Annotated in this window: 9 protein-coding genes; 6 read left to right on the forward strand and 3 right to left on the reverse strand. The window is 30.5% G+C overall.

Annotated elements, in window-relative coordinates; all coding sequences use genetic code 11:
• Nucleotides 1–86: 86 nt before the first annotated feature.
• The 3 genes from secDF to rseP form a co-directional block, all read right to left on the reverse strand.
• A complete protein-coding gene (secDF, locus tag ACW9UN_RS00255) occupies nucleotides 87–3,074 on the reverse strand; it encodes a protein translocase subunit SecDF (RefSeq protein WP_459482985.1) in 2,988 nt (995 codons plus the stop codon).
• Nucleotides 3,075–3,230: 156 nt separating this feature from the next.
• Nucleotides 3,231–3,836, reverse strand: coding sequence for a hypothetical protein (locus tag ACW9UN_RS00260; protein ID WP_459482986.1), 606 nt, complete (start codon nucleotides 3,834–3,836; stop codon nucleotides 3,231–3,233).
• 65 nt (nucleotides 3,837–3,901) lie between these two features.
• Nucleotides 3,902–5,257: an RIP metalloprotease RseP gene (rseP, locus tag ACW9UN_RS00265; protein WP_459482987.1), complete on the reverse strand. Its 1,356-nt coding sequence runs from the start codon at nucleotides 5,255–5,257 to the stop codon at nucleotides 3,902–3,904.
• 160 nt (nucleotides 5,258–5,417) lie between these two features.
• On the opposite strand from rseP, the gene ACW9UN_RS00270 reads away from it, so the two are divergent.
• From ACW9UN_RS00270 to ACW9UN_RS00295, 6 genes are all read left to right on the forward strand, one after another.
• Nucleotides 5,418–6,098, forward strand: coding sequence for an SCO family protein (locus ACW9UN_RS00270; protein ID WP_459482988.1), 681 nt, complete (start codon nucleotides 5,418–5,420; stop codon nucleotides 6,096–6,098).
• Nucleotides 6,099–6,182: 84 nt separating this feature from the next.
• Entirely contained in the window at nucleotides 6,183–6,419 is a 237-nt protein-coding gene (locus tag ACW9UN_RS00275) for a FeoA family protein (RefSeq protein ID WP_459482989.1), read from the forward strand.
• Nucleotides 6,412–8,523 (forward strand): ferrous iron transport protein B, encoded by a 2,112-nt coding sequence (gene feoB / locus ACW9UN_RS00280; protein WP_459482990.1) that lies wholly within the window; start codon nucleotides 6,412–6,414, stop codon nucleotides 8,521–8,523. Before ACW9UN_RS00275 ends, feoB begins: the two co-directional genes overlap by 8 nt.
• A 203-nt stretch (nucleotides 8,524–8,726) precedes the next feature.
• Nucleotides 8,727–9,269, forward strand: coding sequence for a DUF2911 domain-containing protein (locus tag ACW9UN_RS00285; protein ID WP_459482991.1), 543 nt, complete (start codon nucleotides 8,727–8,729; stop codon nucleotides 9,267–9,269).
• 627 nt (nucleotides 9,270–9,896) lie between these two features.
• Entirely contained in the window at nucleotides 9,897–11,543 is a 1,647-nt protein-coding gene (locus ACW9UN_RS00290) for a sodium/sugar symporter (protein ID WP_459482992.1), read from the forward strand.
• Between the two features lie 184 nt (nucleotides 11,544–11,727).
• Nucleotides 11,728–12,156: an SOS response-associated peptidase family protein gene (locus ACW9UN_RS00295; RefSeq protein WP_459482993.1), complete on the forward strand. Its 429-nt coding sequence runs from the start codon at nucleotides 11,728–11,730 to the stop codon at nucleotides 12,154–12,156.
• Nucleotides 12,157–12,341 lie beyond the last annotated feature (185 nt).

A 12,341-nucleotide genomic window follows, 5' to 3' on the forward strand; every position in this document is an offset into this window, starting at 1 on the left:
AATATAACAGCTATATATGTAAAGAAAAAACCGTTTTTAATCTGATTTACAGAGTTTAAAAACGGTTTCTCTTATTTAAAATAAAACTATTTGTTTTTTTCTTCTTTTTTTGTTGTATCGAACATAATTGGTGTTGCCACAAATAATGATGAATAAGTACCTACAGCTACCCCAACAATTAAGGCAAACATAAATCCTTTAATAGAATCACCACCAAATAAGAAAATAGCTAACATTACTAATAAGGTTGTTAACGATGTATTTATGGTTCTTCCTAAAGTAGAACTTAAGGCTTTGTTTACAACTTCACTATATTTCCAGTTGGTATGTATGCCTGCAAATTCTCTAATTCTATCAAAAATAACCACGGTATCATTTAGTGAATAACCAACTACAGTAAGCAGAGCTGCAATAAATGATTGGCCAATTTCCATATCAAAAGGCATAAAACTGTACGTTATAGAGAATACACCTAATACAATTAAAACATCGTGGAAAACTGCTAATACAGCACCAATAGAGAAAGATACTTTTCTAAAACGTAATAAGATGTATAAGAATACAACTAATAAAGATCCGAAGACTGCATATAATGCTGATGTTTTAATATCATCTGCAATTGTTGGTTCTACTTTCATAGAGCTCATTACACCTGCACCTGCTTTCTCGAAACCTGGTTTAAAGTTTTCGTAAGATAAATCACCTAAATACGGTTTTAAAGCTGTGTATAATGCTGTTTGTACTTCTTCGTCTACTTCTTGACCTTCTTCATCAATTTTATAAACTGTTGTAATTTTTAATTGATTCGATTGTCCGTAAGTTTTTACTTCTGGAGCTGTACCAAAAGCATTTTTTAAAGTACCAGCAACTTCTGTAGCATTCATATCTTGGTCAAATCGTACTGTGTATGTACGACCTCCTTTAAAATCTACACCTTGTTTTAAACCAATAGAGAATATAGAAATTAAACCACCAACAATTATGGCCCCAGAAATGATGTAAGCAATTTTACGTTTCTTTAAGAATTCTACATTGATATTTTGGAACCATCCTTTAGATATTGATGTGTTGAAGGTTAAAATAGAACCTTTATTTACGGCGCCGTCAATTAAAATTCGCGTAATAAAAACAGCTGTAAAAAATGATGTTAAAATACCAATCATTAACGTTAAAGCAAAACCTTTAATTGGTCCTGTACCAAATACATATAAAATAATACCTGTTAAAAATGTTGTAATATTTGCATCTATAATTGCAGATAAGGCTCCCTGAAAACTAAAACCTTCTTCAACAGATTGTTTTAATCCTTTCTTTTTGAATAATCCTTCTTTAATTCTTTCAAATATAATTACGTTGGCATCTACAGACATACCAATAGTTAATATGATACCTGCTATACCTGGTAAAGTTAATACAGCTCCAAAAGATGCTAAGATTCCGAAAATGAATAAGATGTTTACAATTAAAGCGATATCTGAATATAAACCTGCTTTACCATAGTATAAAATCATCCAAAGTAAAACCAATACAATGGCTAAACCGAAAGAAATAAAACTGGCATCAATAGCTTCTTGTCCTAATGATGGTCCAACAACTTGCGCTTGAATTATTCTTGCTGCTGCTGGTAATTTACCTGCTTTTAATACAGTAGCAATATCTTCTGCTTCTGCAACTGTCATACTTCCACCAGAAATAGAAGTTCTACCACCAGTAATTGCTTGGTTTACAGAAGGTGCTGTATATACATAATTATCTAAAACTACAGCTACAAAATTGCCTACATTGTCAGCAGTCATTTTTGCCCATTGTTTTGTACCAGAACTATTCATAGTCATGCTTACTTCTGGCTTGTTTAATTGATCAAATACTTGAGCAGCATCTAAAATAACATCACCTTCAATAGTTGCTTGATCTTTTCTGTTTCCTTTTATGGCATATAAACCGATGTAAGGCTCTGCGTTTTCGTCTGCAGCATTCGTATCGAAAGGCTTATAGTCCCATAAGAATTTTGCGTATTTAATTTCAGATGATAATAAAGCTCTAACTTCTTTTTTAGCTAATAAATCATTAACCATTGCAGTATCTGACACTTTAGCAGAAGCCACTAATGAACTTAATTGTTGTTGGCTTTGTGCAATATTTGGACTTAAGTAGGTAAATAAATTTTTCTGAACCTTAGTAGAATCAGCTTCTTCGCCTAATAAATCGTCAATTTCATCTTTTTGAACAGTATCTTTTTCTTGTTCTATAGCAGAATCGTCTTTTAGCATTTCTGCTACTTTTGTGTTTGCAGCAAAGAAAAAGTTTTGCACTTCTGCATTGGTATGCACTTCCCAAAATTGTAATTCAGCTTTACTGGTAATTAACTTTGTAACACGATCTATATCTTTTGCACCTGGCAATTCAATTTGTATTCTACCAGAGTTTCCAATTCTTTGAATTTTTGGAGATGATACTCCAAACTTATCAATTCTACTTCTTAAAACTTCTAGAGTAGTAACAATAGAGCCGTTAATTTCTTCTTGTAATGTTTCTTTTACGGTTGCATTGGCTTCATCAAAAGTAATTTTTTCACTTAAAGCTTTTGTACCAAAAATAGAAGGATCGCTTAATTTTGTAGTGCCTGCAATTTTTTCGAATTCTTCGAAAAATAAATCTAAATAATTCGCATTACTTTCTTTTAATCTTACATCAGCAGCCGCTAAAGCATTATTAAACGCTTCGTTTTTAGAATCGTTAGATAAACTTTTTAGAACCTCCTTTACAGATACTTGTAAAATAGCATTTATACCCCCTTTTAAGTCAAGACCAAGATTCATTTCTTTGTCTTTTACATCATTATAGCTGTACTGAGCAATACCTAAATCTATAATGTCTTTATTGGCTACACTATCTAAATATTTTCTTTCGTAGCTAGCAACTTGCCTTGCATCATCGTTTTCTGTAGCTCTGTTTTTAGAATAAGCTTCAGCATCATCTTCTACTTTATTGGCTAAAAAAGTAAATGATAATTGGTATAAACTCACTAAACCGAAAAGAATAGCAAATACCTTAATAAGTCCTTTATTTTGCATTTTGTTTGTGTTTTGTTGTCAAATTTTATTAAAAAACGAGCAAATATATAGTTTCTAAGATAACTTGACAATTATTTTTTGTATTGATTTGTTTTAATTATGAGCGTGTTTCTCAGTAATTTAAGTTAGTTTAAAATATATGTAAACTATAACATTTTAGCTATTAAAGAAATATGGGCCTGCTCTAACTTCGGGTTCTTTGTTAGAAGTTCTATCTTTTGTAAAAGGATTACTTCTATAAGCTTTGTATGCTTGTTTAAAAAGTTGGTTTGCTTCTTGATTTTCTAAATTTCTAAAAGAAGCATAGTGTGTTGTAGAAGTTGATCTTTCTGAAATGTATTTAATTTCAAAAATGTATTTGTCGTTTAAATCGGTACTTTCTATTGTATTGGTTAACTCATAAATATCAATATTGTAAGTTGATTGCTGATGGTTTTTTTTACCGTGTTTTGAACTTTGGTTTGATGCAAATTGATTAACTAAATTAAGGGCTTGCTTAATATTATCAACAGGTACTGTAGCGTAGTAAGAAATTTTAAGTGTACCGTTTTCAATGTCTTTAATAACAATATGCGAAGCGCCAAAATCTACAAGTTTTTCTTTTACATTCTTTATGGTGTTTCTAATATCCTCGTTGTTATTTTTACCGTCTACAAATTCTAAAACAATTTCTTGATTAGGATGTACAACTTGCTCTTGGAATGCACCAAAACAAATACATAAAATTAAGAATAGCGTACTAAAGTACCATTTAGAGTTCATTGATAAAAAATATAAAAGACTGCTTATTTGCTTACTTTGTTAATTGTTATGAGCTTAATAATTTTTTATTTGAATAATCGAAAAATATCGTTACCATTTGCAAAAAGCAGTAGTGTAACTAACAGAACAAAACCAACTATTTGTGCGTATTCTAAAAATTTATCACCAGGTTTTTTACCTGTAATCATTTCCCAAAGTGTAAACACTACATGGCCACCATCTAAAGCAGGTATTGGTAATAAGTTCATAAATCCTAACATTATCGATAAAAATGCGGTAATTTCCCAAAAAGCTTGCCAGCTCCATGTTGATGGGAAAATTTTTCCTATAGAAATAAATCCACCTAAGCCTTTATAGGCTCCAGTTTTAGGGTTAAAAATCTTTTTTAATTGTTTAATGTAGTCTGTTAGTTTCTTTACAGATTTGTTCCATCCAGCAGGTATGGCTTCACTAAAAGTATATTCTATATCAGCTAAATTGTAATAACCAAGTTTTTCTAAGTCATCCATTTTAAAATTGTTGCCAAAAACACCTAGTTTACCTTTATCAGATATTTGAACAGCTACCTCTTTTAAGATTTCATCTCTTTTAACGGTAATAGAAATATCTTGACCCTTAAATTTTTTAAAAGCATCTTCAACTTCATCATAATATTTTGTATCTATACCATTTACATTAACAATAATATCTTTAGGTTTTAAATCTGCTTTTTTGTTTTGAGAATCTTTAGGGACTTCAGCAATCATAAAAGGTATTCTAGTAGATAATATAGGCCCTTCATCATTTTTACGTCTATCCATTAATTTAGAAATGAAATCTACAGGTAATTTCTTTTCAATAATTTCTCCATTTCTATCTATAGTTACATTTTCACCATTAATAAAGGCAAGAGTAATTCCTCTAAATTCCCTTACTTTTTCGCCATCAACAGCTAATATTTTATCACCATTTTTAAAACCGATACTCATTGCAAGTGAGTCTTGTACCCAAACACCATCTTTGGCATTAACACTATCATTAGGTAAAAATTGTTCGCCATAAGCATACATTAGCATAATGTATATAAAAATACCCAAAACAAAGTTTACAAACACACCACCCAGCATTATAATTAAACGTTGCCAAGCGGGTTTTGAGCGAAACTCCCAAGGTTGTGCAGGTTGTTTCATTTGCTCAGTATCCATACTTTCATCTATCATACCCGCTATTTTTACATAACCTCCTAAAGGAATCCAGCCAATACCATAAACTGTTTCACCAATCTTTTTCTTAACAAGAGAAAATTTATAATCGAAGAATAAGTAGAATTTTTCTACTTTAGTTTTAAACAATTTTGCAGGGATAAAATGCCCCAATTCGTGCAACACAATTAATAAAGATAAGCTTAAAATAAATTGAGATGCTTTAATTAGTATTTCCATTCAGTGTTAAATCAGATTTAAAAAACGCACAAATGTACGTTTTTATAAAGAGTTTAAAAAGAACTATTGAAACTTGATTTTTTATTTTAACAAAGATTTTATAGAAATCAACTTTTTTGCCATTTTTTTAAGCCCTAAATTTGCAAAAATATCTGTTATAATGGATTTAAAATTCTTTAAAAAAAGCAAAGCTACTGTACTTTTTCTAATTGTTTTTTCGGCAGTATCTCTGCCTGTTTTTTATCATTTGGTAAAGGTTGATAAAAAATTAAAGGTATATAATCCAGTAGATGTAAATCCAAGTTTGGTACACAAATCTATAAAACACATTACCAAAGACCATGCTATAGCCGATTTTGAATTAATAAACCAAAATGGAGAAATAATCACTCAAAATAATTACAAGAATAAAATTTATATAGCTGATTTTTTCTTTACACGTTGTACAAATATATGTGTGGCAATGGCATATAATATGAGTGAACTGCAAGAGTTTTATAAAGATGATGATGATATTATGTTTTTATCTCATTCTGTAACACCTGTTATTGATAGTGTTTCGGTTTTAAAAGAGTACGCCATTAAGAAAGGTGTTATTGATAAAAAATGGAATGTAACTACAGGCTCTAAAAAACATATTTATGATTTGGCTAGAAAAAGTTATATGGCCGTTATTGAAGAAGGTGATGGAGGTGAAGATGATTTTATACACACAGAACAGTTTATTTTGGTTGATAAACAAAAACGAATTAGAGGTTTTTATGATGGTACAGATAAAGAAGATATGGCAAAATTAAAAGACGATGTAGCTTTACTAAAAGAAGAATATAGTAAAAAATAACTTGTTTAGAATCATTCTAAATTCGTATCTTTGTTTCAAATTTAATTCCTGCTTTTTGCAGGAATCTTTTTATACATAAACAAATTGAGCACAATTGCATCTTTACTTAAAGGAGAAATAGGATATATTTCTGAAGAATCTTTAGATTTTATTCCACTAAAATTATTAGAAATGGGTTGTTTGCCTGGGGCAGAAGTAAAACTTGTACAAATTGCACCTTTAAAAGACCCACTATATATCTGTGTTAACGGAAGTCATTTAGCAATTAGAAAAGAAACAGCATCACTAATTCAAATTCTTAAAGCAAATATTAATGTCTAAAAACGATATAAAAATTGCTTTAATTGGAAACCCGAATACCGGAAAAACATCGTTGTTCAATCAACTCACTGGTTTAAATCAAAAAGTTGGGAACTACCCTGGAATTACTGTAGACAAAAAAGAAGGAACCAGTAAACTCTCTGCCAAACAAAATGGGGTTGTTACAGATTTGCCTGGTACCTATTCTATAAACCCCACTTCTTTAGATGAAAGTATTGTTTTAAAAACCCTACTAAATAAAGACATTAAAACCTCACCAGATGTAATTTTGGTTGTGGCTGATGTTGAAAATCTAAAGCGAAATCTTTTATTGTTTTCACAAATTAAAGATTTAGAAATTCCTACAGTTTTGGCAATCAATATGGTAGACCAAATGGATAAAAAAGGAATTACCATTGATTTAAATTTATTAAAAAAAGAATTAAATACCGAAGTTGTTTTAATTAGCGCCAGAAAAAACGAAGGAATAAAAGAGGTTAAACAGGCCATTATTCGTTGTCACGTTGCCGCAAAAGCGTCTCCTTTATGTGGCATCAATTCTAAAATAGATCCTCATTATTTTGATGCATTAAAAGCAATAAGTCCTAATTATTCTTTGTATGAATTATGGTTGATGGTAACACAGAATAATTTTCCAGATGCTATTTCATCCGAAGAAAAAGAAAAATTAATAGCTTTTCAAAAAGACGTTTCTAAGGTAAAAAAATATCAACATAAAGAAACCATATATCGCTACCAAGAAATTAATAAAATTTTAAAGAAAGCCTATGTCATAGATCAATCTAAAGCTTCTGGTTTGCGTGGTAAATTAGATCGTGTTTTTACCCATAAAATTTGGGGTTATGTGATGTTTAGTTTAATTTTATTACTGATTTTTCAGTCTATTTTTGAGTGGGCATCATTGCCAATGGATTTTATAGACGAAACTTTTGCCCAATTTGCAGATTTTGCAAAAAGTAATTTGCCCGTAGGTATTTTAACAGACTTAATAACAGAGGGAATTATTCCAGGAATTGGCGGAGTTGTAATCTTTATTCCGCAAATAGCCATCTTGTTTTTATTCATAGCTATTTTAGAAGAAACGGGGTATATGAGCCGAGTTGTATTTTTAATGGATAAAATTATGCGTCGTTTCGGAATGAATGGTAAAAGTATAATACCGTTAATTTCTGGTACAGCCTGTGCAATACCTGCAATCATGGCAACAAGAACCATTTCTAGCTGGAAAGAACGATTAATTACCATTTTGGTAACCCCGTTTACAACCTGTTCTGCACGTTTACCAGTTTATGCCATATTAATAGCTTTAATTATTCCTCAAAAAAAAATCTTTGGCTTTTTAAATTTACAAGGGTTGGTTTTATTGCTCTTGTATGCTTTAGGTTTTGTGTCAGCCATTTTAGCTGCGTACATATTACACAAAACTTTAAAGATTAAATCGAAATCTTTTTTTGTTATTGAAATGCCAGATTATAAAGTACCTTCTTTTAAAAATGTTTTTTTTGAAGTAGTTGAAAAAACAAAAGCTTTTGTTTTAGGCGCCGGAAAAATAATTTTAGCTTTATCTATAGTACTTTGGTTTTTAGCTTCTAATGGAGGCTCAGCATTTAAAAATGCAGAGAAATCTGTTGTTGAAAGTACAGCCAATATAAACCTAAATAAGGCAGAAATGCAACAAAAAATAGCCTCTGCAAAATTAGAAAACTCCTATATAGGAATGTTAGGTAAAACCATAGAACCAGCCATAAAACCTTTAGGTTACGACTGGAAAATAGGTATTGCCTTAATTACTTCTTTTGCTGCAAGAGAGGTGTTTGTAGGTACTTTAGCAACTATTTATAGTGTAGAAGCAAGTGATGATGATAGTAGCACCATAAAACAAAAAATGGCTTCTGAAATAAATCCGGATACAGGTAAAAAACGCTTTAATTTTCCTGTAGGTATGTCTTTAATGGTATTTTATGCTTTTGCAATGCAATGTATGGCAACTTTAGCAATTGTTAAACGAGAAACTAAAAGTTGGAAATGGCCTTTAATTCAGTTGTTTGGAATGGGGGTATTGGCATATCTATCTTCTTTAATAACCTATCAAATATTAAGTTAATGCAAAAAGTTATCGTATATCTTTTAGTGATTTTAGCCATTGTTTTTTTAGTAAAAACTTACCTTTTACCTACAAAAAACAAGAAGAATTGTAGTAGCGATTGCAATTGTCATTAAAAACTTAACAGAACATTAAGATTTTTGAATGTTAGGTTTTTTAATTTTGATGACTTACAAATTATACAATTCATTAAATATATAAATATGAAAAAAGCCATTTTATCAATCGCAATTTTTACCATTGCTTTAATTTCATCAACAGAAACTTTTGCACAAAAATTTCCAAAAATGGACGTTAGTCCTATGGATGCTGCTTCTTACCCCACCAATTGGAGAAATGCAGATAAATTGGTAAAAGTTATATATAGTAGACCACAATTAAAGGGCAGAAAGTTAGACAAACTAGCACCAAAAGGTAAGGTTTGGAGAACGGGTGCCAACGAAGCTGCAGAAATTACATTTTATAAAAATGTAACTTTTGGAGGTAAAAAAGTAAATGCTGGTACCTATACGTTGTTTTCAATTCCTACTGATGGAGATTGGACAATTATTTTAAGTAAGCAAAAAAACGTTTGGGGTTCTTACTTTTATGATGAAGCTGAAGATGTGGTAAGGGTTGATGGTAAAATATCGCAATTAGATGAACCTGTTGAAGCATTTTCAATTGCTTTTGAAGGAGAAGGAGACAATGCAACGATGTTTATGGCTTGGGCAAAAACAGTTATCTCAGTTCCTGTAAAAGGATAATGTATAAATACCTACATAAAATACTTAAAACTATTTAGTTTTTAAAAGTACTTATAGGCTTTTATTAATAAGTTTTTTTTAAATAACTCGAAAAGCACAATAAAATTTTAATTTTATTGTGCTTTTTTTATTGCATTTAGAAACCTCTAAATCTGAATTATTTAATAAGGTTAAGATTATGGAGTACAAAATTTTTCTATTTTAAAATAATACGGACTTACGTTAAGATGGGCCTTATTTAACAACCGCTGATTATTAGTGGATTGTAATTTTTATTCTTTAAAGTAAATGATATTTCGACTAAAATCAAGAAATTTAAATTTGAGATTTCTTAGCTCTACTATTTGCCTCGCAAGCCAGCTTAGGTACAGATTCACTTAAAAATAAAACTCTTTTTATAATTCATCTAATTCTGTTTTAATATTGTCATATAATCAAGCTAACATACATAATTAAAAAAAAAATGCATTCGGTTTATCTCTTTTATGAGTAAAAAAACAATTTAAATTCAATAAAAAACCTACTAGACCCTACTAGTTTGTTTTTTATGATTAAAAATCAAGAATCTTTAAATTATATATGTATATTTGGTACTCAAAAATTAACTAAAAAATAACAATAACAATTATGACAGCAGGTTTTGATATGTGGGACTATATAGTCTTTGTAGCTTACGCCATTCTAATTTTAGGGGTAGGTTTATGGGTTTCGCGTGATAAAGACGGACATCAAAAGAATGCAGAAGATTACTTTTTAGCAAGTAAATCTTTGCCTTGGTGGGCCATTGGTACATCTTTGATTGCAGCAAATATTTCTGCAGAACAATTTATAGGGATGTCTGGTTCTGGTTTTGCATTGGGCTTAGCAATTGCTTCTTATGAATGGATGGCAGCGTTAACCCTAATTATTGTAGGAAAATACTTCCTGCCAATTTTCATAGAAAAAGGATTGTATACCATTCCTGAATTTGTGGAGAAACGTTTTTCAACCAATTTAAAAACTATTTTAGCTATCTTTTGGTTGTTCTTATACGTTTTTATTAATTTAACTTCTGTATTGTTTTTAGGTGGTTTAGCCATTGAAACAATCATGGGTGTTGATATGATTTATGCCATTATTGGTTTAGCATTATTTGCAGCAGCATATTCACTTTATGGAGGATTATCTGCTGTGGCTTGGACAGATGTTATTCAGGTAGTGTTTTTAGTTTTAGGAGGGTTAATTACTACCTATTTAGCATTAAATACCGTTTCTGGAGGAGAAGGAGTTATGGCCGGGTTTTCTAAAGTTTGGGAGGCAGCACCAGATAAGTTTCATATGGTTTTAGAGGAGTTTAATTCTGATGGAAGTCCGAATTCTAATTATTTAGATTTACCTGGAGTTTGGGTTTTAGTAGGTGGTTTATGGGTTGCAAATATTTATTATTGGGGCTTTAATCAATATATTATTCAAAGAACATTAGCAGCAAAATCTTTAAAAGAATCTCAAAAAGGTATTTTATTGGCAGCATTTTTAAAGTTAGTAATTCCTTTAATTGTTGTTGTTCCTGGAATAGCAGCCTATGTGATGGTAAACGATCCAGAAATTATGGCAAGTTTAGGAGAAGTTGGTATGTTAAATACACCAACTGCAGAACAAGCAGACAAGGCATACCCATGGTTATTACAGTTTTTACCAACAGGTTTAAAAGGTGTGGCTTTTGCGGCATTAGCAGCAGCTATTGTATCATCTTTAGCATCGATGTTAAATTCTACATCAACCATTTTTACTATGGATATTTACAAACAATACATCAATAAAAATGCGGATGATAAGAAAACGGTTAACGTAGGAAGATTAACAGGAGCAGTAGCTTTAGTAATTGCAGTACTTGTTGCGCCATTATTGAATGGAATGGATCAAGTTTTTCAATACATTCAAGAATATACAGGTTTAGTTAGTCCAGGTATTTTAGCGGTATTCTTATTAGGTTTATTTTGGAAAAAAACAACCAACAACGCTGCAATTTGGGGTGCAGTATTGTCTGTGCCAATTGCCTTAGCGTTAAAGTTTTTACCAATTCCTGCTTTAGCACCATGGATGCATCAAATGGGTTTAGCAACAGTGCTATCTATTGTTGTAATAATGGTTTTAAGCTATATGGAGACTAAAGGAAAAGATGATCCTAAAGGAATTGAAATAACAAAAGATTTGTTTAAAACAACACCTTTATTTAATATTGGTTCTTTTGTGGTTTGCCTTTTATTAGCAGTATTGTATTCGATTTTTTGGTAGTATCAATTACCCTTGTTCTTTTAATTAACGTGAGTTCGACGTAAGAAAGTTTATTGTTATACAATAAAAAAAGCAGAAATTCATTATGTTTAAGTGTCTAACATTTAAATGTTTAATTGAATTTCTGCTTATGATTTTTAATCTAAAAACAGTTTAAAAAAGCTCATCTTGTTTTGAATAATATTTGAAAACAGAAAAAAATTGCGCACATAATACAGACATAAAAGACATCATTAATTTCAAGAAAATCATCAGAAAAGCATACGTCAATGATTGGATAAGCAAAGATATTTTTTATAAGATGGAAGGAACTTTAAAGACAGTGGAAAGAGAATTTTTGGATGTGAAGAAATCCAAAGATAAAATCAAATTCGAAATAGGTTTCGACAACCAATTGTTTGCTTTTGCAGGATTATATGCAAACAATACCTATACTATTGTAACAACAGAGGCTAAAGGAGTAATGCGCGACATTCACGACACCAAACTAAGAATGCCTTTTAGTTTAAAGTCAGCATCCGATTTTAAAGGTTGGTTAAATAATAAAGAAGTAGCACCCCAATATAATTTCACAACAACCCAATTAGATTTTACACAACCAACCTTATTCTAAGAAACCCTAATAAAAGAGTAAGTAGTTCTTATAAACTCCCCACAACACAAAATCCAGTATATTTTAAAAACGCGTTTATTATTTTCAGCAGTATTTTTAAATGAAGCCTCTGTCTTATATGTTATTTTCCTTGTCAACAATAATTTAACCTTTTATTATCTTAAGGTACATTTATTCTTATATAA

This window comes from Polaribacter litoreus (assembly GCF_054584775.1).

What these genes read in the sequence shown, in the direction of transcription:
- secDF (WP_459482985.1), bottom strand. Translation starts at nt 3,074, where the DNA reads ATGCAAAATAAAGGACTTATTAAGGTATTTGCTATTCTTTTCGGTTTA.
- ACW9UN_RS00260 (WP_459482986.1), bottom strand. Translation starts at nt 3,836, where the DNA reads ATGAACTCTAAATGGTACTTTAGTACGCTATTCTTAATTTTATGTATT.
- ACW9UN_RS00270 (WP_459482988.1), top strand. Translation starts at nt 5,418, where the DNA reads ATGGATTTAAAATTCTTTAAAAAAAGCAAAGCTACTGTACTTTTTCTA.
- ACW9UN_RS00285 (WP_459482991.1), top strand. Translation starts at nt 8,727, where the DNA reads ATGAAAAAAGCCATTTTATCAATCGCAATTTTTACCATTGCTTTAATT.
- feoB (WP_459482990.1), top strand. Translation starts at nt 6,412, where the DNA reads ATGTCTAAAAACGATATAAAAATTGCTTTAATTGGAAACCCGAATACC.
- rseP (WP_459482987.1), bottom strand. Translation starts at nt 5,257, where the DNA reads ATGGAAATACTAATTAAAGCATCTCAATTTATTTTAAGCTTATCTTTA.
- ACW9UN_RS00290 (WP_459482992.1), top strand. Translation starts at nt 9,897, where the DNA reads ATGACAGCAGGTTTTGATATGTGGGACTATATAGTCTTTGTAGCTTAC.